Here is a 21431-nt window from a genome sequence, read left to right on the forward strand (position 1 = left end):
AGCCGGCCGCTTTGCTGCGACAAGCCGTTGTCGATGCCGAAGCCGCTTTCGAGCACGAAGAGAGCCTTGATGCCGCCGCCCAGGTCCTCGTTGCCGCGCAGGCCCCAGCGGGAGCCGGATAGCCCTCCCGAAGTCAGTCGGTAAACATCGTTGCCCGGTCCAGGATTGAATCCATTGGCCGCCGTCGGCACGACGCCCGCGTGGTTGACGTATTCCAGGTTGGCGTCGATCACGCCGTACAGCGTGACGCTTGACTGCGCAACAGTTGCCAGCGGCCATCCCAGCAATGACACCAAGGCCATTTTTTTCAGTGCCATGCCCGCTCTCCTCTCTTTCTTTTTTCTTGGTGGTTCAACCACGACTTCATTCTGGATGGCTGGCCTTACAGCACGCTGCCAGGCAACCTGTTCGAGCATAGGAGCGTAATTCGTTCTCCGCCAACATCCGATGAGTTGAAACGCTCGAAACGGAAAAACAATGTCGGCCGGTTGCAACAGTCGCCAGCGAAGCGCTCTCCGACGTTCCTGCAGCGCCTCCGACTACGGCCCAGGCCAAGACTCTGATTGCCGAGCGCTTCTAGGCAGCCGATCATAACGGCAAGCTGACTCGCGACGAAGCTCAGGCGGGAATGCCAAAGGTTTACGAAATTTCGACAATATCGACGTAAAAAAGCAGGGTTATGTCACTGAGCGCCAGATCGGTTCCTACTGGATGAAGAAGACCAAGGACCAGATGCAGAAGGAAGATCCGATCTGGAACTGAAGGCGCTGCACATTCTCATAAGATGAGGGAGCGGGAGAATTCGAGCCATATCTCCCGCCCGCAGTGGTCCCGCATGACCTCATCGAGACTAAGATAAAAAGCGCACCTACCCGTAAGGCAACGGCAAGCGCTTTAGGGAGACCGCTAGTCCCGGCCCAGCCCACGGCATTGGCGGCGCAGGGCAGCTACGCTGCTGGCGGGCACGGCGGTCGACCGATACGGCTCTTTAGTACTTGGTGTCCCGCTTTTCCTGACGGCCATCCTGCTTCGTGTCGCGCTTGTCCTGCCGGCACTCAGCGTTGCTCTTCTGGTTTTCCGCCCGGCAGTCGACCTTGCCCGAACGCGCCTCCTGTTTGGCCGCCTGGTTTGCATTTCTGCCTTGTTGGCGCTGCTGCGACTGCTCGGTCGCCGGGGCAGCGCCCGATAGCGCCAGAAGCCCGGCCATGACCAGCACTCTGCTGGTCTGGCTCCAAAGTCCGTTTTTCAATTCGACCATTTTCACACCCCTCCTTGCGTGGGCCTGGACCTTCCGGATGACTTTATGGAATTGCCCGAGCGTCGTGCTCAGAGGTCGCAGGTCGAGAGCCGGAAGCCATGTGCGCATTCTAGGTGGCTTACTGGCCTTCGAAAAGGAAGTCGGCGAATCGCCTCCTGTTGGCGGGACTTCGCAGGCTGCTGGCATTCGTATGTCGCTTCCTGCACTGGTAAAGCTTTGGCATGAACTGTCAAGTTTAAGGAAAGCGATGCAAAGCAGCGCGGCTCCTTCCCGCCTACCTTAGTGACAAGGGCGGCGGCTGACCTAATGGGTGGGCGCCGCGGCAGTGGCTATCACCACGCATTTCACCGACGACCCTGAAGGCCGACCGTGACGAGCCGCGATCATCGGCGAGTGCGTTCTGAGATCTTGTGCCCCGAAGCCCATTTGATTTCGCTGTACCTTTGCAAGGAGTAAGACGTGCAATTCCTCGACGATTCGCTGCATCCCGAGAACCAGGACAAGGTCGTTATCACCGTGGCCCCCTATGGTCCGGAGTGGATGCCCGAGGATTTCCCGGAAGATATTCCGGTCACCATGGAAGAACAGGTGCAAAAAGCCGTGGACTGCTACAACGCCGGCGCCACCGTGCTGCACCTGCACGTGCGCGAACTGGACGGCAAGGGCTCCAAGCGCCTGTCGAAGTTCAACGAACTGATCGCCGGCGTGCGCGCCGCGGTGCCCGACATGATCATCCAGGTCGGCGGCTCGATCTCGTTCGCCCCCGAAAGCGATGGCGAGGCCGCCAAGTGGCTGTCGGACGACACCCGCCACATGCTGGCCGAACTGACACCGAAGCCCGACCAGGTGACCGTGGCGATCAACACCACGCAGATGAACATCATGGAGCTGCTGTACCCCGAATACCTGAAGGGTACGTCGCTCGAGAACCCGGCCTACCAGGCGGCCTACAGCGAGATGACCGTGCCGGCTGGCCCGCAATGGGTGGCCGAGCACCTGCGCCGCCTGTCGGCCGCCGGCATCCAGCCGCACTTCCAGCTCACCGGCATTCACGCGCTGGAAACGCTGGAGCGCCTGGTTCGCAACGGCACCTACATGGGCCCGCTGAACCTGACCTGGATCGGCATCGGCGGCGGCTTCGACGGCCCCAACCCGTTCAACTTCTTCAACTTCATCCACCGCGCGCCGGACGGCTGCACGCTGACCGCGGAATCGCTGCTGAAGAACGTGCTGCCGTTCAACATGATGGCCATGTCCATGGGCCTGCACCCGCGCTGCGGCATCGAGGACACCATCATCGACCAGCACGGCAACCGCATGACTTCGGTGCAGCAGATCGAACAGTGCGTCCGCGTGGCCAGGGAACTGGGCCGCGAGATTGCCTCGGGCAAGGAAGCGCGCGAGATCTACCGCATCGGCACCTGGTACGACAGCGCCGAGGAAACCCTTGCTGCGCACGGCATGGCGCCCAACCGCAAGGCCGGGCCGAAGAACCTGCCGCAGCGCGCAGCCTGACACGTCTGCCACGGCTTCGGGCGCAGCCGGACATATTTCCGGCCGTGCCCGCCACGCGAGCCAGATCAATCATCATCGCGGCACCAGACCACACGAGAACCTAATGGGACAGACTTTTACCGAGGCAGCCAGCGCAGTTGCGGATCACACCGTCAGCAAGACGCGCTCCACCGTTTATGCGTGGGTGGTATTCACCCTAATCTTTGCACTGCTGATGTCCGACTATATGTCGCGGCAGGTGTTAAATGCTGTTTTCCCACACCTGAAGCTGGAGTGGGGCCTGACCGATGGCCAGCTTGGCTCACTGAGCGGCGTCGTCGCGCTGATGGTGGGGCTGCTGACCCTGCCGTTCTCGCTGCTGGCGGACCGTTGGGGCCGCGTGAAAAGTCTTGCCGTCATGGCGCTACTGTGGAGCGTAAGCACACTGGCGTGCGGGCTCGCCGCTAACTACGGACACATGATGGCGGCACGTTTCTTCGTCGGCGTGGGCGAAGCCGCCTACGGCAGCGTGGGCCTGGCGGTGATCCTGAGCGCCTTCCCTGCTTCGATGCGTGCCACCCTGACCGGCGCCTTCACCTCGGGCGGTATGTTCGGGGCTGTGCTCGGCATGGCGCTGGGCGGTGTGGTTGCCACGCACTTCGGCTGGCGCGCAGCCTTTGTTGCCATGGCGCTGTTCGGCCTCGTAGTGGCGCTGTTCTATGCGCTGATCGTGACCGAGCGCAGGCTAGCCCGGCATACCCATGCCGGCGCGGTGGCGATGGCGGCCAACGCGCGCACCACGGGCCGCGGCCGTCTGCCGCTCCCCGCCACGCTGCGCGCGGTGTTCGGGGCGCCTTCACTGGTATTTGCCTATCTGGGCAGTGGCCTGCAACTCTTCACGGTATTCGCCATCGTGGCCTGGATGCCGAGCTACCTAAACCGCTACTACAGCATGGCACCCGACAAGTCCGCGCTGGCCGCGGCGGTGCTGCTAATCGTCAGCGGCGTAGGCATGACCCTGTGCGGCATCCTGACCGACTGGGTCAGCCGCAAGGCGCCGGGGCGCAAGGTGACGCTCGCCATTGCCTATTGCCTGCTCTCCTGTGTGTTGCTGATTGCGGGCCTGCGGCTCGCCCCGGGCAATGCGCAACTGCTCCTGATCGCCGGAGGCGTGCTGGTGGCGGCTGGTACCTGGGGGCCCGCCGGCGCGATGGTCGCCAATCTGGCGCGGCCTGCCATTCATTCGACCGCGCTGGCCACGCTGACCCTGGCCAACAACCTGCTCGGTGCCGCACCGGCGCCTTTCCTCACCGGCGTGCTCGCCGACCGCATCGGTCTCCTGGGCGCACTGCAGGTGGTGCCGCTGGTTTCGCTTGCCGCTGCCACATTGTTCCTCCTGGCGGGACGGAACTACCATCGGGACCTGGGTCTCGCAGAGCAGCAGAACGAGCTGGAACGCGCCTCCGAGCGCGCCCCGGCCTGACACGACTTTTCCCTTGTCAACCGGATTCAAAGGATGTCCATTTGAGGACCCCGCGCCATTCCCTCGGGGACGCCAACCCGTGGGCGAGTGCGCAGTTTGCTGACGTTCGGCGTCGACCAAAGCGTGCACGCGTTCTCTCAGACCACGATCCGTGATGCGGATGAACCGCCAGGGCTGCATGAAGCCGACGCTGGGGGCAAGATGCGCGGCCTGTAGCAAACGTTCCAGAACAGCAGCGTCCAGCGGATCTGGCCGGAAGTGGCGCATGTCGCGCCGTTCGCGGATAACGCGATAGACGGCTTCGATTTCTCTGTCACTATAGCGAAACGGGCGCATGGCTTGAATAGCCTCGGGTAGGGTTGCAGGGTTGCGGTTACCCAAGGCTTCCTGGATGAAGCGTCAATCCTGATGGCCGACCTGCGCATCATCCTGGTCCTCGTGCGCGGAGCCAGGCCAGCCTCCGCAGACACGATCAGACTGAGCGCCCCCCATCCACCGGCATTTCGACCCCCGTCAGGAACCGCGCTTCCGGACTCGCCAAGAACACTGCCACATTCCCGACATCCGCCGGGTCGCACATTCGCCCGAGCGGAATGGTGGCAACAAAGCGGGCCCGGTTCTCCGGGGTATCTGGAACCCCCATGAAATCCTGCAGAAGCGCAGTGGCGGACATCACCGGAGAGATTACATTGACGCGGATACTGTCGGCAGCCAGCTCGACCGCCATCGACTTTGAAATCACGCTCACCGCCCCTTTCGAGCCGTTGTACCACGTCAGCCCCGGCCGCGGCCGGATGCTGCCGACCGATCCCACATTCAGGATCACCCCCTTTTTGCGTTGCTTCATCAATGGCACAACCGCACGCGCCATGTGGTAAATCGATTTGACATTGACGGCAAAGACGCGATCAAAGATGTCTTCGTCAACATCGAGCATCGACTGGTTCCGATGGGTCGTCCCCGCGTTATTGACGACGATGTCCGGAATGCCGAAGGTATCCGCACAGTGCCGTACCACGGCTTTAATCTGGCTGGCCTGCGTCACGTCGCAAGCCATCGCACTCGCGTTCGGGCCCAGCGCATCTGCAAGCTTTCGCACCGGATCGGCATTGATATCGACCAGAACAACCCTGGCCTGCTCCCTGATGAAGGCACGCGCGATCTCTGCGCCGAATCCGCTTCCGGCTCCGGTAACAATGGCAACATGGTTCGCTAGTCTCGACATGCTCGTCTCCTATTTGTAGTGCTGCACAATGGTCTTGATGGTGCTCATCTCATCAAGCGCGACCATCCCCTTTTCGCGGCCGTGTCCGCTCTTTTTCACACCGCCAAAGGGCAGTTCGACCCCGCCGCCCGCGCCGTAGCAATTGATGAATACCTGACCGCTCTGGATACGATGACTCACCCGCATCTGCCGACTGCCGTTTTCCGTCCAGACGCCGGCAACGAGGCCGTACTCCGTTGCATTGGCCAGCCCGACGGCATCCTCTTCATTCGCAAACGGCATGACCGACAGAACAGGGCCAAAGACCTCCCGGCTAGCAAGCGAGTGATCACGTGGCACTGGCCCGAACAGCATAGGGGGTGCGAAGAACCCGCCAGGGGGCAGTTCAGGCGCCAGCTCTCCCTTTGCAATCAGAGGCACGCCCGTCGCAAGGGCCTCATCCACGAATGCCTTCACGCGTCTGTACTGGCGCTCGTTGATGATGGGCCCGCAATCCAGGTCCATCTCCGGCGTGCCGACCTTCACGGCTGCAAAGCTCTCTGCCACCCTGCCAACGAAGCGGTCGTAGATGCCCTGCTGCACCAGCAGCCGGCTGCCCGCGGAGCAGGTCTGCCCGGCGTTCAGTACGATGGCCTTGACGATGATCGGAACTGCCTTGTCCAGATCCGCGTCGTCAAAGACAATCTGCGGAGACTTGCCGCCAAGTTCGAGGGCGCAATGCACGTGATTGTCCGCAGTGGCACGCTGTACCAGCGCACCGACTTCCGGCGAACCTGTGAAGGTGGCGAAGTTGATACCCGGGTGCGAAGTCAGGGCGGCGCCGGCCTCCGCGCCATAGCCCGTGACAATATTCAGCGCGCCTGGCGGCAATCCCGCCTCCATGGCCAGTTCACCGAGCCTGATCGCGCTCTGGCAGGCATCCTCGGACGGCTTCAGCACCGCGGCATTGCCCATCGCCAATGCCGGAGCGAGCGTACGCCCCATCATCTGCGCCGGATAATTCCACGGGATGATGTGGGCGGTGACGCCATGCGGAATGCGAACCACGCTGACGTTGTAACCATCGAGGTACGGAATCGTCTGCCCATGGACCTTATCCGCGGCGCCGCCATAGAACTCGAAGTAGCGCGCCACGGCCTTCGCGTCCATACGCGCGGCCGTCATTGGCTTGCCCGTATCCCTTGCCTCGATCCGGGCCAGCTCTTCGCCGTTTTCCAGGATGAGCTGGCCAAGACGCTGCAGGATCCGGCCCCGCTCGGTGGCTGTCAGGCTTCCCCACGCGCCATCAAGCGCGGAGCGTGCCGCTTTCACTGCGAGGTCTACGTCCTCGGCACCGCCCCGGCTGATCTGTGTGAACACCGCCCCGGTACATGGATCGGTGACGTCGATCCGGCAACCGTCCGCGGCACCGACCCATGTTCCGCCAATCAATATCGTCTTCACTGGCTGCTCCCTGGAAAATTGAGTCAACGACGAGTGCTCAGGCGTTGGCCTGACGCGCATCGGGCGACTCCACCTCCTGCATGAACGCCTTGTCGTTGTAGTGATAGAGGTCGTCCAGATAGGGAACAAAGAAGTCGTAGAACGTTCGCGAGTCGTACCTCGGCGTCTCGCCCGGTCCCACACATTCGGGGATAGGGCCGACATTGGCGTCGTCATCGGGATAGAAGAAGAAGGTCAACGCATAGCGTTTGGTCGGCGGGTTGACCACGCGATGGGGCGTCGCGATGAAACGGTCATTGGAAAGCCGATTCAGGATCTGCCCGGTGTTGACAATAAGCGCATTTTTGACATAGCTGACACTGAGCCACTCTTTCGACGGCGTCATGACTTGCAGGCCCGGCACGGGCGTCATCGGCAACAGCGTCAAGAAACTGCCGTCCGAGTGCGGGGCCAGGGCATACTGGCCCTCTTCCATGTGTTCCTCGGGATGGTAGTAAGCGCACCGCTGATAGTATTCCGGCGCCTTGAACATTTCGTCGAAATAGCCGGCAGGAAGCTCCAGCGCCCGCGCATACATCGGCAGCAGGCGCAGCGCCAGCTTTTCCATCGAGAGCTGATAGGTGTGCAGTGCCTCGCGAAATTCGGGCAGGCTTTCTGGCCATTGGTTCAGGCCACGATGGCGGACATTGGCCCGCACTTTCGGATCGTCGGCCGTCCGGTTCCGCATGAACAGCCAGGCCGAATTGGTATCCTTCTTGGTATTGAGCGCGATCTTGTCCATGATCGCGCTCGACTGCAGTATCGAGGCTTTCGGCGGGAGGTAGCCCTGGTGGTGGTAGCCCACGCGGTGCTTCAGCTTTTCCTCCATCGGGATCTCGAACAATCTCGCGGTCTGGCGGAATGACTCGTCGATCAGGGCCTGCGGGATGCCGTGATTCACGATCGCGAAAAACCCCAGGTTCTCCTGAATCATCCTGATGTCCGCGCCCAGTTGCTCAAGGGCACCGGGTTCGCCGGCCAGGTACGGTCCCACGTCCAGGATCGGAAGATCGGTTCCACGAGCGATAACCTCTCGAACGGCGGCTGACGGCTCGACCTGAAGTGAGTGCGCCGAGGCACGGAGTGGCAGAGTTGGCATGATCAATGTCTCCTGATTAGTCCATCCGGTGTTGGTGGTGGTTGGTACTGCTCCGGCTCGCCGGCTTCGCTGGCCGGCGCTTCTTCTGGGGCGTCTTGCGAAATCAGAACTGCCAGGGGTGTTCCCCTGAACGGCCGGTTGCCGATGCCTCGCCTGTCACTTCCAGACGGCGCATGTGGATTCCTCCCGCGACGTGAACGCTTCTTCGCCACGGATGATCTGCACTGGCTTGTAGTAGTCCCACGGCTGCCTGGACTCGGACGGCCGCTTGATCTCCATCAGGCGCAGGTCGTGGATCATGCGACCGTCTGCGCGCACGTAGCCGTTCTCGGCATACATGTCGTTGACCTTCCGGCTCTTCATCTGGGCCATGACCCGGTCGGGATCATCGGTGCCGATCTCCTTGACCGACGCAAGATAGTGACGCGCTGCCGAATAGCTGGCAGCCTGCATGCTCGTCGGCATCTTCTTCATGCTTTCCTGGAACCTGGCACTCCACTTTCGTGACTCCGGGCTTTGATCCCAGTACCACGCTTCGGTCAGCGTGATCCCCTGCGTCACGTCCAGCCCCAGCGCATGCACGTCGGTCAGAAACAGCATCAGCCCCGCGAGCTTCATGTCGCGCGTGATACCAAACTCCCTGGCGGCTTTGATCGAATTGATGGTGTCGCCACCGCCGTTGGCCAATCCAAGGATTTGCGCGCCCGATGCCTTCGCCTGCAGCAGGAAGGACGAGAAATCAGAGGCTGACAGTGGGTGGCGGACGCTGCCAAGCACCCTGCCACCGTTCGCAACCACAACCTTTGTGGTTTCCTTCTCAAGCGAGCTGCCGAACGCATAGTCGACGGTCAGGAAGTACCAGGACTTCCCGCCTTGCCGGGTCATGGCCGCGCCGGTTCCTCTCGCCAGCGCGACCGTGTCATAGAGGTAGTGGACGGTATAAGGTGTGCATTCCTCGTTGGTCAGTTGCGCGGCAACACCTCCGGTGATCATGACTGGCTTGTGCTTCTCGGCGGCCACCTTCGCGATGGCAAGGCTGGTGCCTGAGCTCGGCCCGCTGATCACCATGTCCACGCCTTGCCGGTCCAACCACTCCCGCGCCTGGGTCGCTGCCACATCCGGCTTGCCTGAATGATTGGCAAATACAAGCTCTACCTTCCTGCCGCCAACTTTCCCACCCGCATCGGAAATCGCCATCCTGACGGCTTCGACAATTCCCTTGCCTCCCATGTCCGCATACAGGCCAGACATGTCTGCCAGGACGCCGATCTTTATGACATCGCCGCTGACCTGCCCGATGGCCGGAGCGGAAGACGCCAGTGCCGCGGCGGCAAGCCACACCGCGATCCCGCACGGTGATAAGCGCATAGAAGGTTTACGCATGCAGTCCTCCGTTGATGGATTCCCGGGGAGAGTTGCCCGCCCGGAATGCACAGCTCACGAGTCCATTCGCCTGCCTTGTGGTCCGCCACATGACACAGCGCCTGATTGCCACCGCCTAGCCCAATTGCCGTGCCGTACCTGATCGACACATCGCCCGGAGCGCCCGAATCTGGCCAAGATTTGCAAAGTCGGCTTCGGCACCTTCGCAGTAATCCCACAGCTCGTCATCAACGACTGCATTCAGCTTCACGGCATCCAGCAATCGGACCACCGCGAGGCGACGGTGTCCGAATTTCACGCTGTGTCGCAGCAACTGAAGCGCGGCGCGGCGCGCTTCAGTGATGTCGGCTTCCGACGCGGACAGCTGCGTGCCCAGAAGTACCGCCCTCTTTTGCAGTCGGATCCTGGCGCGAGACATGGATAACTCATTCATTGTTGTTCGGCGTGGCAAGCCTGCCCCGTCATGGCGGCACCATTTAGGCTGCGCGCGGTCTGCCCGACAAGCCGGGCAATGTGATTCACCTGCTGTTCGAGCGGCAATTTCAGGAAATCCGCATCCTGACGCCCGATCGCATCGGCAATACGCGCCTCGATCAGGCGCCTCAGCCGGTAGCGGGCACGCTGCTCGCGCAGAAGCTGTTGCCGGGAGCAAGTGTTCAGCCATCCCTGATGCCGGTCGATCGCCTCGGACAACTCGCGAATCGAATCGGGGCGAGTGGCGGAGGTCAACAACACAGGCGGAATCCAGGCGCCCTCGGCATGCTCGCTGAGGGCGGCAATGCGCCTGATATCCGTGGCCATCCGCTGCGCGCCGGAAAGATCGGACTTGTTGATTACAAAGATGTCAGCCATCTCCATGATGCCGGCCTTCATCGCCTGTACCGTATCCCCGCTCTCCGGCAGCAGCACCAATACCAGCGTGTCGACCTGGACTCGCGCCGCGTACTCCGTCTGGCCCACGCCGACAGTTTCCAGCAGCACTTCGTCGAATCCGAACGCGTCCATGGCATCCAGCATTTCGGAAAGGTTGTCGGCCAGGCCGTCGGAAGTCCTGCGCGAACCGAGCGAGCGGATGAAGAGTTCCGAGCTGCCCTCGAGTTCGTCCATGCGCACGCGGTCGCCGAGAATCGCGCCACCGGATCTTGGGCTGCTCGGGTCGACGGCGAGGACGCCGATGCGCCCCCCCTGGATTCGCTCCAGCGCAAGGTGCCCCAGCAGCGTGCTCTTCCCCGCACCGGGTGCGCCAGTGATACCGATCCGGCGCGCCGTCGCCAGCGCTTCGCGTTGCGGCCGCTGCGCGAGTTCGCGCATGTCGGCATTCGCGATTTGCGTCAGCGCGCGGCCCAGGGCGCGGCGGTCGAGGGGCGGCTTCTTCATGCGGCGACCTTGCCCAGGACTTCGTCACGATGCTCGTCAAGCAACGGTGGCATGCCATAGACCGGCGTGAAGCCAGAGAAGCGCAGCGGACTGGCCACCGCGCGCAGTGGCAGGCTGCCATCGCCTAACGTGACGACCAGCGAGCGCGCCGCCGTGATGTCGTTGCGCAACGCATCGTTCAACGTACCCACTTCCGATACGACAATGCCCCGGGGTCCGAGTCGCTGCACCCATTGTGCCGCCGGAGCAGTGCGAAGGACCTCGCTGATGGCAGCGATGACCTCGGTACGGTGCCTTCGCCTGCCGTCCATGGTGGCGAATCGCTGATCAGTGATCCAGTCCCGGCTGCCGACCTCATCGCAGAATGTCTTCCAGAACCTGTCGTGGGTAATAAACAGTGTGAGCCATCCGTCGGCCGTTGGGAAAATCTGCGCAGGAACCAGATATGGGTGAGATGAATGCGCCAGCCGCTCAACGATTTCGCCAGCATTCAGGGCGGCGCTCGCCAGGTAGTTGAGCTGTGACAGCATCACGTCATACATCGCCACGTCGACTTGCCCGCCCTGCCCTTGCACGAGCTTGGCCAGCAGGCCCATGGCCGCCACCAGCCCGGCGGAGTTGTCCACCGCGGAGTAGCCCGCCTTGGTAGGCGGCGCTGACGGATCACCGGTCAGTGCCATGACCCCCGTCATCGCCTGAATCACGTAGTCGTAAGCGGGATTGTCGGAGTAAGGACCATCCAGCCCATAGCCAGTCAGTGCTACGCAAACGAGGCGCTCATTCCATTGGCGCAGTGCCTCGTAGGTAAGGCCGAGCTTGTGGATGGCCGAAGGGCGCAGGTTGGTGACAAGCGCGTGGGATGTGCGAAGGATCTGAACAAGTTCCGCGCGCCCCGCATCGCTGGCGAGATCGAGGACCACGCTCTTCTTGTTACGATTGAGGCTGGCAAAGTAGGCATTGTGCGGGCCGACAAAATGCGGACTGACCGTGCGCCCGATATCCCCTTCCGGTGTTTCGATCTTGATGACCTCGGCCCCCATGTCGCCCAGCATCAGCGCACAGTACGGCCCGGCGAGCATATGCCCCACCTCGACCACGCGGGTCCCTGCCAGCGGCCCGCTCATGAGAGGCTCCGGCTCAGCGTGCTGACAACGCGGTCCAGCGGCATATCGGCCGTGAACACCGCAGACACCCCCAGTTCGCGCAGCATGGGATGATCTTCAGCGGGAATCGTGCCGCCGACGAACACCTTGACGTCGCTCGCGCCAAACTCCCTCAACTGCTCAATGACCTCTGCCACCAGCTCCTTGTGGCTGCCCGACAGAATGCTCAGCCCGACCGCGTCCACGCCCTCGTCCACGGCAACCTGCGCGATCTGCAACGGACTGCGCCGCAAGCCCGTGTAGATCACTTCCGCCCCGGCATTGCGCAGGGTAAGGGCGATGATCTTGGCGCCAATGTCATGGCCATCGAGACCAGGCTTGCCGATCAGTATCCGCTTGCCGACGAGCGCGGCAGTCGCTTGCAGGGTACTCATAGATTTACGGGCTCCTTGAATTCTCCCCACTGCTTTTTCAGGCTGGCCACCATCTCGCCGACGGTGGCATAGGCATGACAGCACTCCACCAGGTAGGGCATGACGTTTTCGTTATCCTTCGCCGCTGCATCGGAGAGCCTGGCCAGCGACTTGTCCACTGCTGACTGCTGGCGCGTATCGAGGACGCGCTGGAACTTCTCCAGGGCACGCTCCGCTACGGTCGGGTCCAGTGTGAACACCTCACCCACCCGGATTTCCTCGTCCTCCTTCTTGAAATAGTTCTGGCCAACGATCACGTTGTGCCCTGAGTCCGTGTCGAGTTTGCGCTCAAGTCCGCGTTCAGCCAGTCGCAACTGGATCCAGCCGTCCTCAATGGCGCGGATGACACCGCCGTAGGCATCGATCTCCTCCATGACCTTGAGGATCTCTTGCTCCATCCTGTCCGTGTGCTGCTCCAGGAAGTAGCTGCCGCCTAGCGGATCGACCGTGCGGCCGATGCCGCTTTCGTAGGCAATGATCTGCTGCGTGCGCACAGCCAGTTCCGCTGAGAACTCGGTGGGAATCTGGAACGCCTCATCAAACGCGCAGGTAAAGATCGACTGCGCGCCCCCAAAGACGGCGGCCATGGTTTCCACGGCAACGCGGACCACGTTGTTATAGGGTTGTGGCGCCACCAGCGATGAGCCGCCACACACCACACCAAATCGAAAGTGCTGCGCCTTGGGATCCTTGACGCCATAGCACTCCCTCATGAGTCTGGCCCACAACCGTCGGCCCGCGCGGAACTTCGCGATCTCATCGAAGAAGTCCATATGCACGTAGAAGAAAAACGAAAGGCGCTTAGCGAACTTCTCCACGTCGCCGCCACGGGCGCGCAACTCATCGACATAGGCGAGGCCATTGGCCAGCGTGTAGGCCATCTCCTCCACCGCGGTAGCCCCCGCATCGCGAACGTGGGCGCCAGCGATACTGATGGGATTGAAGCGTGGCGAGACTTCGTTCGAGTAGAGGATCGTGTCCGCAATGAGCCGCATGGACGGCCGGACCGGGAATATCCAGGTACCGCGTGCCACGTACTCCTTCAAGATGTCATTCTGGATTGTCCCGGTAAGCTTGCTGCGAGGAACATTCTGCTTGTCCGCAACGGCCAGATACATCGCGTAGATGATCGCGGCCGTGCCGTTGATGGTGAACGAAGTCGAGATTCTTGACAGATCCAGGCCCTGAAACAGGATCTCTGCCTCACTCAGGTTGGACAGCGATACGCCAACCTTGCCGATCTCCGGCTTGGCCATCGGGTGGGTCGGATCGAAACCGCACTGTGTCGGCAGATCAAGCGCCACCGATAGTCCGGTCTGCCCCTGTGCAAGCAGGAACTTGTAGCGCTCATTGGATTCCTCCGCGGTACCGAAACCCGAGTACTGGCGGATCGTCCACAGGCGGCCCTGATAGCCGTCCGGAAAGATGCCGCGCGTAAACGGATACGTACCGGGGCTCCCGATTCTGCTGGGATCGACGGCCGCGCTGTCCACGCTCGCGGGAACCTCGATGCCGCTCTGACTGACCTGTCGAAGCACCGGATCCGCGATGCTGGACACCGTGCTGTTGTCGGCGTTACTCATTTCGCTCCCTTGCTGAGAAATTTATCCGAAGCGCGCCAGTGATCTTCGTGAAGCCAGGTCTTAAGCAAATGCTGTTGCTCGATCGTCCGTGCCGCCTTATAGGACTCCCCCGTGCGCCATGCGCTTACCTGCGCCTTGATGCCACGCAACACCTGTGGGGAACAAGCCAGCAACGGCTCGAGAAAGTCCCTGACATCGTTCCCATCGCGTCGGTCGGCAATGACTGCATCGGCCAGCCCGCACTCCAGTGCGCGCTGTGCGTCGATCAGCTCGCATCGACTCATCATCCGCATGGCGCGCGCGCCTCCGATCGTCCGGCACAAATCCGGACCGCCTCCCCACGCAGACGTGATGGCAAGCCTGGCCTGGATGAAGCCGATACGCGCATGCGCCGCTTGCATTCGCATGTCGCAGGCGAGCGCGAGTTCGGCACCACCGCCGATCGCATCACCATTAAGGTAGGCAATGACTGGCAATGGGCACGCGCGCACGACATCAAGGGCGGCGCGCGCCTGATCACTCATTTCAATAGTGGCCGCGCTGTCACGCACGGTGGACAAGTCAAGCAGGTCTCCGCCCGCCGCGAAGTACCGGTCGCCCTCACCGGTCAGGACCACGCAGCGCAAGTCATCCCGTGCCGTTGCTTCGGCGAGGGCCTCCGCCAACGCCGCGAGCACCGGGCGAGCCAGGGCGTTGTGCTTGTGCGCCCGGTGAATCGTGAGCCAAAGCGCGCCGCCGGCTCGCTCCTCCACAAGAATGCCTTGTTCTGATTCCACGATGCCCCTTCTCATTGGACTTGCTATGCGCTGATGCTAGTATCCGAGATGTTCGAGAACAAGAAGCAATGTTCCGTATTTCGAACAAACGAAGACCACGCGGCAAGAACGGCGAAAGTCGAGGCGGATTGTTCAGCGGGCTGAATTTCGGATATCTGGCACTGGCGAGGAGACAGACCAATGAGCGGAGCAACGGTAACTGCGATCGAGCGGGTGATTGACATCTTCGAGGTATTCAAGTCAACTCAGCGGCCGTTGTCGCTGACCGAACTGGCTGAGGCAGTCGATATTCCCAAGAGCACCTGCCACGCCATTGTTTCGACCCTGATCGCGCGCGGCTATCTCTATTCGCTTACGCGCCCTCGCTCCCTTTATCCGACGCGACGCATGCATGACATAGCGCGCGATATCCTCGAGAAGGATCCGTTCCTTGAGCGCGCAACACCGGTGCTTGAGCGGTTGCGCGATGCAACGCGAGAGACGGTGATTCTTGGCAAGCGTCAGGGAGACGCAGTGATCTACCTGCAGGTCATTGAAGGACTGCATGCGATCCGCTACTCAGCCAAGCCCGGCGAGTTCAAACCATTGCATTCAAGCTCCATCGGCAAAGCCTTGCTTGGTGGCGTCAAGGAGCAGGAATTGCGCGACTGGCTTGAAGACAGGCAACTGCCCGCCATCACTTCCGCAACGAAAACCGATCCAGACGCTCTGATCCGGGAAATTCAGGAGAGTCGGCGGGCCGGGTATTTCGTCACGCGCGGTGAGAACGTAAGCGATGTGTGGGCAGTGGCTGCATTCCTTACGCTGAACCGCGAAACTCTGGCGATCGCTGTGGCAGGCCCGCGCAATCGCATGGAAGGTTGCTTGACTGAGTGCGCCAAGGTGCTGCTGGCGACATGCAGTTTCCTGACGCGGCAGGCATCAGACAGCGGGCCATGACGCTCTGACAAGGCTCGGATCGCATTGCGATCTGCAACCTGGCTATGACCAAACTCCCGATGTTGGCGGGTGCCGTTCCCAGTCGCATCCTGGAATGAGGGGGTACAAAGGCGTTGGAAGTAGCGTTTCGTTCATCGCTTGCATTTAAGTAGCAGATGCGCAGAGCATAAGTACCTCAGGATTCTTCAAGTTGACAGAACGGGGCATATTTTTTGCATTTTGTGGCGGGCGGGTAAACGATGAGTGGGAGGCTCGACAGTGCCATGGGACTTGATGCGGACGGCCCGAGCACCTATGGCTTACGCGCACCTCTGATTTGGCTCATGTCTGAGACGCAGGACATTTGCGTGGAAACTGCGCCGCGAGAAGGCGCGACTCTCCTCCTTGATTTGCCCCGGGGCAGGCCAGCGCGTGAGCAACTACTATCCTGCTTGAGCATCTGATCCCCGGGCCGAAAGACCGGTGCGGGGTGACGAACGGTCATTCACGCGATCTCAGCGATAGTCTCTTCATCGGCCGACGGCGCCGTTCAGTGAACTCGGCCGAATGGAGCAGAAGGGTCGGCAAGAGACGGACTGCGGCCGAGACGCTTCCCTGCGCTCAGCCCAAAAAACCGAAGCGGCAGAACCACAGAGTCATGGCCTGGCGACGAGGCGTTGGCGAATCTGCCAGGCCAGCACGTCTACCGACCGAGTCGCTGGGGCAAAACGAAAGCGACCTGGTGCGACCCACTCCCCAAGACGCATCCATCCGTCAGGGAATATGCAGACGTGCAGGTCTTGATTAATGACGACCACACCAGCGAGCCCTGGATGGGTAGTGACCCCGTGGCAAGCAATGCCGAGGCGCTCCAGATGACGTCGCACGGCACTTGCTCGCATGGCGGCTTACCCCGGTTATCTGGCCATTTTGGGGTCGACTCTAGGAACTCGTCAGTTCGCGTGCGCACCGAATGGACGAAGTGCCGGGGTACGAGGCGTCATGAGTTCCTATTGGCTCATTATTCTGCAGATGGCCGGTACCCATGGCTTGCATTTCAAAATACGCCAATCTCATTGCATCCAATTCAATTGCACCGCTCGGGAGTCCATCCCCTCTTTCATAGTTTCACGATCACGAAACTATCAACGCCCACCAGCGTCCCAGTATTGAAGAGCGTTCGTTAGCTCAGGACTCTCGACAACGAGCACGCGGCCGCGACGGTAAATGGGTCGCCTTCTATAAGCACGGCGAAGAGGTTTGGACGTGCAATGCCATGTATGCCGCGGCCCATTTCGACTTTGCCCCTGCCTCCAGCGTCAGCGCGCCGACGGCGGGCTGAGCAATTGGCTGCGACCGCAGGTCGGCTGGCCTCTCAATCAAGGGGTCATCGTACTTTTGGTGCGGAATCTGGCGCTAGCAGCCCGGAAAGCCGCTTGTGACAAAGGTTTCCAGGCTACTTCGCTCCGCGTACTCTGGGGTGATCGTCCCTTTCGTGTTGATTGATACGGTCAGGCTCCAAGAGTCTTTGCAATTCAAGGGGTTGCGGTTGGGGCCGATATCTCGATTGCTGCGAAATCGGAAAGCCTTGCTGGAGGCGGCTTTCCGGACCGTCACCGTTACATTTCGCACGATTCGGACGATCACCCCTCATTGACGAAGCCCAGGAGATGGCTGTGCCGGCCCTCTCGGAGTTGCGCCTGCTCGCGCAGGCACGCTTCGACTCGCAATTGCTGCTGTGCGTGGTGCTTGCCGGCGACGCGCGCCTGCCGGAGAAGTTCAACCGCGAGGACCTGATCCCGCTGGGCAGCCGCATCCGCTGCCGCCTGGCGCTGGAGAGCGCAAGCATCGACGAGCTGCAGGCTTGCCTGGACCACCTGCTGGCCGCCGCTGGCAACGCCACGCTGATGACCACACCATTACGCCAGACCCTGTGCGAACACGCCGCCGGCAATTACCGCATCCTGATGAATCTGGCCGGCGAGCTTCTGGCCCAAGCCGCGCATCGGGAGCTGCCGCAGATCGACGAGAAGCTCTATCTGGAGATCTACAGCGCAACCCAGAGCCGCCGTGCCAGGCGGTGAGTGGCGTCGTTGGCCATCACCGCCACGTTCATCAATACGACCAAGACATCAGCATGACCTTCCACCAGCCATCCGGTATCACCCAGGGGTTGCCCCTGTTCATCGACGCCAACTGGACGCCCGCGCAGGCCTGGGCTGTGATCGAACTGCTCGACGATCTGCGCGACCGTCTGCTTGCACACTATCAATCTTTGGCCGAGTGGCTGGCCGAAGATCGGCAGGAGCATCCTGATGGCCTTGGCGATCTCGCCGATAACGACTTCTGATCCAGCAACAAGGGGCCCGTCGGGCCCCTTGTTCCATCAATGCCGTCGCTCCACATCTGGACCTCCGCGTTTGATCGCCACGTCCATCAGCATCACCCGACGACCTGCAACATTGGCGATGGACCAGACCGCAGCCCCCCATCATTTACCGTGCCCGCACGCCCATCGAATCCCGTGCTCACGCACACTTCGTTGGGATCCATGTTGTCTCACGTTAGGCCGCCAACGGCAACGGGCGGAAACCCTCAGAGAGTCTCCTGATGAGCGGAAGGATGGGGACGAACCGAACTTTGCTGGGCTGGCGAGCGCCGGTGTACTGTTAGCGACTCCATAAAGTGCTTTTTTAGGCTCCGCGTTGGTTTTCACATTGGAGCATATGACGCTACAATATGTAAATGCTCCAGCGCAATGAAACTCCCTCTCAGCTGCCCGAACTGCCCGGCCAACGTCAGGTAGGCGCCGCAGCGCGCTACGTCGACCAACTCGCCGCCCGCGGTCGCGTCACCTTTTCCATTGCCAAGCTATGCACCGAAACAGGCCTGAGCCAGAGGGCCGCCCGGGACCAGCTTCGTCGGTTGGCGAACAAGGTTGCACGGGTGTCGCCACGCAAGGACTTCTTCGTCATTGTGCGCCCCGAGCAGCGCGCTATGGGGGCGCCGCCAGCAAGTTGGTGGCTGGACGCTTTCTTTAAGATGGAGCAGCGTCCCTATTACATTGCCCTACTGTCGGCCGCAGCGGAGTTCGGCTCCCACCACCAAGCAGTACAGGAAGTCCAGGTCATCACAGATCGTCCGATGCGGGATCTTGTGTTGGGCCGGCAGCGCATTCGTTTTTTCGTCAAGCACGATGTGGCCACCACGCCGACCATTACCCCTGAGAAAGCCTTTGCCCCGGTCGCGGTCAGTAGCCCCGCAGCGACTGCCCTGGACCTCCTTCGTTACGCCGACCGTATCGGCGGCATTAGCCGAGCGATCGAGGTCATTCGTGGGATGTCGCACCAAATTCGCAAGCCCGATCTCAAGAGGGCCGTGCTGGCTGAATCGGAGACCGCCAACCTGCAGCGGATGGGCTATCTGTTGGCCCAGCTTGAACTACACAGCGAGGCAAAACTGGTTCAGGAGGCCCTCCCGGGCCGCCTGCAATGGGTTTGGTTCGATCGGCATGAAGGCCGGTCCGCCGCCAATCCGGACCAGCATCTACCCATTGAAGCCAACTTCCGGGTGCTGTCTTACTCCAACCCAGTCAACAATAACGAATGACCCAACTCACCCAACAGGACGTCCTCGAGCACCAGCAGGTGGTGCCGTGGCCCAATTTGTATCAAGTCGAGCAGGACTTACTCTTGTGCCGGTCCATGGTCGCGATCTTCGAGGATGACTTTCTGTCAGCGCAGGTTGCCATGCGAGGTGGCACGGTGCTGCACAAGGTCCATCTGGCGCCGGCATGCCGCTACTCGGAGGACATTGACCTAGTCGCGATCGGAGACCGCCCCAAAGAACATCTCCAGGCCGCCATCAAGCGAGTTCTGCGCCCGATCCTCGGCACGCGCTATACCTCGGCCTGGGCCCTGCTGAAGCTCGCCGTGCGTAACCTGGCCAGCCCTTCGGAGATTCTCCGTGTTGTTTACAAGGTGCCGTCCGTTTCAACGCCTGGAATGAATCTGACGATCGAGATCGAGGCGAACGTTACGGAACGGATTCCACACAGCCCCTTGCAATCGCTGCCATTCTCGGTTCCGTTCCGAGACGATACTCTTCAAACGCAGATCGTCTCGTACGACCTGCACGAAATGCTGGGCACGAAGATGCGAGCACTCTTTCAGCGCCAGAAAGGTCGGGACCTGTTCGACTTGCATCGGGCAATCACTTCCCCCTCTGGCGTTGCCGAACAGAAGATCATCGACGCGTTCCTGCATTACATGGGTGAGGAACGCACCGTCGTGCCGCGCGCCGAATTTGAAGCGCATCTGGCCGACTGCCTGGCCGATCCCGGCTTCCGAACCGATATGGAGCCCCCTGCTGCTGAACGGAATTTCTTACGATCCCGTTGTGGCCGGCGACGTGATTCGCACCAAGCTGCTGTCGCTGCTACCGGAATAGCCCGACCTGTTCGCGCCCCAGACCTGCGGGCGTCTTCCACGGCGTCGCGCGCCTTCTGGCACGTCGCCGCCAGTTCTGTGCGCTGGCGTCGGCGCGTTCCTGCGCAATGACGACTTATTCGCAGACGCAAAGCGGCAAATCACTTCGTGGAGCGCATCGACCCGGATAGCATAACCGTCTTGCCCGTAGCTCGAGGCACCTCAATCAGCAAAGCTTTTGCAACGTCAGCAGCCTCGATTGGCTTGTAGTTCGAGGGAATTAGGAAGCCGACTGCTTTGCTGAACATAAATCCAAGCTGCTCTCCCCACCGCTTCGGCTGCCCTACAGCCTCCCGATTCCCAACAAGGAGAGACGGACGCGAAATGACCAGTCCTTCAAACGGCATTGGCGTCAACGTGTTCTCGAGATTCCCCTTCACACGGCTGTAGAAAACTTTCGAGTTGGAGTCGGCTCCCATCGCGCTCACCAAGCCCAACTTCTTGACGCCAGCGATCAATGCCGCCTTCGCCACCGCCAGATTGGCATCGTAGTCGATAGCCAGGAAAGCGGCTTGGCTGCCGGCGACCTTGATTGTTGTCCCAAGCGCAAGGTACAACTCGTCTGCAGCTGGCAGGGAAGGTAGGGCGGCAAAGTCGACGACATGGGCTGTGAGTTTGGGATGCTGAATCCCAGGTGTCCTGCGGCCGAGGCTGTGTACCTTGGCCACCGTTACGTCGGCCAACAAGCCACTAAGAATCTCTCTGCCAACCAAGCCAGTGGCGCCGGCGATGATGACTGTTCGATTTGCCATTGGCAGATACTCCGTAATGATCGGAAACCCGGTCAAGCTGATGCTGAAGGTTGGCCCGGGATTCCCACGTTATGCGCTGCAGCGCATAATGTGGGAATCTTGGTCGCAGGCCTTTCTGTATCCCAGAGCTTAGCTCGCCGATGCCAAAGCCGCGTCCACCACGCCAGGAAAGGAAAAAAAGGGTTACAGGCGCGCGCCTCGTAACCCTTTGCCGTATCTAGATGCCCCCGATTTCCGGGGCTCGCTGCCTCAGAGCGGCATGTGGTCGATCGAGAACTCGTAGCGGGCGCCGTCGGAGTTGACGTCGAATTTGCCCGCCTTTGCGCCATCGGCGTAGGGGTTGAATTTGCCAGCCTTGGCACCGTCGACGTAGGTGTCGTACTTTGCAGCACGCGCACCGGCAGTGTAGGGATCGACCTTAGGGAATCGCTGATCAATGAGGTTTGCGGTTGATGTTGCGAAAGCCGTGGTCTTCGGCTTTCGCAATACGGGAGAGAACGACCAATTCAAGCCGTCCTTCACACGTTTTGCACCTGTC

21 protein-coding genes and 2 pseudogenes are annotated in these 21431 nt (G+C 61.1%); 8 read left to right on the forward strand and 15 right to left on the reverse strand.

From position 1 onward, the window contains the following. Positions 1 to 317, reverse strand: a 317-nt coding sequence (locus J8I34_RS30310; RefSeq protein WP_209807868.1) for a porin, incomplete at its 3' end; no start/stop codon positions are given. Between the two features lie 191 nt (positions 318 to 508). Here J8I34_RS30310 and J8I34_RS34965 point away from each other — a divergent pair. Then, positions 509 to 762 (forward strand): annotated as a pseudogene (locus J8I34_RS34965) (EF-hand domain-containing protein); the annotation flags it as partial. Positions 763 to 988: 226 nt separating this feature from the next. Here J8I34_RS34965 and J8I34_RS30315 read toward each other — a convergent pair. After that, positions 989 to 1258 carry a hypothetical protein gene (locus J8I34_RS30315; RefSeq protein ID WP_029050012.1) on the reverse strand — a complete coding sequence of 90 codons (270 nt, stop codon included), beginning with the start codon at positions 1256 to 1258 and terminating at the stop codon, positions 989 to 991. 459 nt (positions 1259 to 1717) lie between these two features. Between J8I34_RS30315 and J8I34_RS30320 the strand changes: the two genes are divergently transcribed. Both J8I34_RS30320 and J8I34_RS30325 read left to right on the forward strand, forming a co-directional pair. Further along, positions 1718 to 2773, forward strand: a complete 1056-nt coding sequence (locus J8I34_RS30320) for a beta-keto acid cleavage family enzyme (protein ID WP_209807870.1) — start codon at positions 1718 to 1720, stop codon at positions 2771 to 2773. A 103-nt stretch (positions 2774 to 2876) separates the two neighbouring features. After that, entirely contained in the window at positions 2877 to 4235 is a 1359-nt protein-coding gene (locus J8I34_RS30325; protein WP_209807871.1) for an MFS transporter, read from the forward strand. Positions 4236 to 4319: 84 nt separating this feature from the next. Here J8I34_RS30325 and J8I34_RS30330 read toward each other — a convergent pair. The 11 genes and pseudogenes from J8I34_RS30330 to J8I34_RS30380 form a co-directional block, all read right to left on the reverse strand. Next, positions 4320 to 4571 (reverse strand): annotated as a pseudogene (locus tag J8I34_RS30330) (nitroreductase family protein); the annotation flags it as partial. A 136-nt stretch (positions 4572 to 4707) separates the two neighbouring features. Then, positions 4708 to 5460, reverse strand: a complete 753-nt coding sequence (locus tag J8I34_RS30335) for a glucose 1-dehydrogenase (protein ID WP_209807872.1) — start codon at positions 5458 to 5460, stop codon at positions 4708 to 4710. A gap of 9 nt (positions 5461 to 5469) precedes the next feature. Then, positions 5470 to 6903, reverse strand: coding sequence for an aldehyde dehydrogenase family protein (locus J8I34_RS30340; RefSeq protein ID WP_371748170.1), 1434 nt, complete (start codon positions 6901 to 6903; stop codon positions 5470 to 5472). 37 nt (positions 6904 to 6940) lie between these two features. After that, the gene (locus J8I34_RS30345) at positions 6941 to 8041 is read right to left on the reverse strand and encodes an isopenicillin N synthase family dioxygenase (RefSeq protein ID WP_209807874.1); all 1101 of its coding nucleotides are present in this window, start codon (positions 8039 to 8041) and stop codon (positions 6941 to 6943) included. Between the two features lie 156 nt (positions 8042 to 8197). Then, positions 8198 to 9409: an ABC transporter substrate-binding protein gene (locus tag J8I34_RS30350; protein ID WP_209807894.1), complete on the reverse strand. Its 1212-nt coding sequence runs from the start codon at positions 9407 to 9409 to the stop codon at positions 8198 to 8200. A gap of 130 nt (positions 9410 to 9539) precedes the next feature. After that, positions 9540 to 9842, reverse strand: coding sequence for a hypothetical protein (locus J8I34_RS30355; RefSeq protein WP_209807877.1), 303 nt, complete (start codon positions 9840 to 9842; stop codon positions 9540 to 9542). A gap of 11 nt (positions 9843 to 9853) precedes the next feature. Beyond that, complete coding sequence (gene meaB / locus J8I34_RS30360; RefSeq protein WP_209807879.1) at positions 9854 to 10801, reverse strand: methylmalonyl Co-A mutase-associated GTPase MeaB; 948 nt, start codon at positions 10799 to 10801, stop codon at positions 9854 to 9856. Continuing rightward, complete coding sequence (locus tag J8I34_RS30365) at positions 10798 to 11925, reverse strand: CaiB/BaiF CoA transferase family protein (RefSeq protein ID WP_209807882.1); 1128 nt, start codon at positions 11923 to 11925, stop codon at positions 10798 to 10800. The genes meaB and J8I34_RS30365 overlap by 4 nt, the downstream gene beginning before the upstream one ends. Further along, positions 11922 to 12338, reverse strand: coding sequence for a cobalamin B12-binding domain-containing protein (locus J8I34_RS30370; RefSeq protein ID WP_209807884.1), 417 nt, complete (start codon positions 12336 to 12338; stop codon positions 11922 to 11924). The genes J8I34_RS30365 and J8I34_RS30370 overlap by 4 nt, the downstream gene beginning before the upstream one ends. Continuing rightward, on the reverse strand, positions 12335 to 13960 hold the full coding sequence (locus tag J8I34_RS30375) for an acyl-CoA mutase large subunit family protein (RefSeq protein ID WP_209807885.1): 1626 nt from the start codon (positions 13958 to 13960) through the stop codon (positions 12335 to 12337). Before J8I34_RS30375 ends, J8I34_RS30370 begins: the two co-directional genes overlap by 4 nt. Continuing rightward, positions 13957 to 14736: an enoyl-CoA hydratase/isomerase family protein gene (locus tag J8I34_RS30380; RefSeq protein ID WP_209807886.1), complete on the reverse strand. Its 780-nt coding sequence runs from the start codon at positions 14734 to 14736 to the stop codon at positions 13957 to 13959. The genes J8I34_RS30375 and J8I34_RS30380 overlap by 4 nt, the downstream gene beginning before the upstream one ends. 180 nt (positions 14737 to 14916) lie before the next feature. Here J8I34_RS30380 and J8I34_RS30385 point away from each other — a divergent pair, with 180 nt between their 5' ends. The 5 genes from J8I34_RS30385 (at position 14917) to J8I34_RS30405 (ending at position 20213) form a co-directional block, all read left to right on the forward strand. After that, on the forward strand, positions 14917 to 15675 hold the full coding sequence (locus tag J8I34_RS30385; RefSeq protein WP_209807887.1) for an IclR family transcriptional regulator: 759 nt from the start codon (positions 14917 to 14919) through the stop codon (positions 15673 to 15675). Positions 15676 to 17330: 1655 nt separating this feature from the next. Continuing rightward, positions 17331 to 17738: a hypothetical protein gene (locus J8I34_RS30390; RefSeq protein WP_245176254.1), complete on the forward strand. Its 408-nt coding sequence runs from the start codon at positions 17331 to 17333 to the stop codon at positions 17736 to 17738. Positions 17739 to 17791: 53 nt separating this feature from the next. After that, entirely contained in the window at positions 17792 to 18004 is a 213-nt protein-coding gene (locus tag J8I34_RS30395) for a hypothetical protein (protein WP_209807888.1), read from the forward strand. A gap of 395 nt (positions 18005 to 18399) precedes the next feature. Continuing rightward, positions 18400 to 19263 carry a type IV toxin-antitoxin system AbiEi family antitoxin domain-containing protein gene (locus J8I34_RS30400; protein WP_209807889.1) on the forward strand — a complete coding sequence of 288 codons (864 nt, stop codon included), beginning with the start codon at positions 18400 to 18402 and terminating at the stop codon, positions 19261 to 19263. After that, a complete protein-coding gene (locus J8I34_RS30405; protein ID WP_209807891.1) occupies positions 19260 to 20213 on the forward strand; it encodes a nucleotidyl transferase AbiEii/AbiGii toxin family protein in 954 nt (317 codons plus the stop codon). Before J8I34_RS30400 ends, J8I34_RS30405 begins: the two co-directional genes overlap by 4 nt. A gap of 29 nt (positions 20214 to 20242) precedes the next feature. On the opposite strand, the gene J8I34_RS30410 is transcribed toward J8I34_RS30405, so the two are convergent. Then, positions 20243 to 20893: a Rossmann-fold NAD(P)-binding domain-containing protein gene (locus J8I34_RS30410; RefSeq protein WP_209807892.1), complete on the reverse strand. Its 651-nt coding sequence runs from the start codon at positions 20891 to 20893 to the stop codon at positions 20243 to 20245. Between the two features lie 249 nt (positions 20894 to 21142). After that, positions 21143 to 21431 (reverse strand): hypothetical protein (locus J8I34_RS30415; RefSeq protein ID WP_209807896.1); only part of this gene is annotated, 289 nt, incomplete at its 5' end.

Origin of the sequence: Cupriavidus phytohabitans (genome assembly GCF_017815025.1) — a bacterium.
In the GTDB taxonomy this organism is placed as follows: Bacteria; Pseudomonadota; Gammaproteobacteria; order Burkholderiales; family Burkholderiaceae; genus Cupriavidus.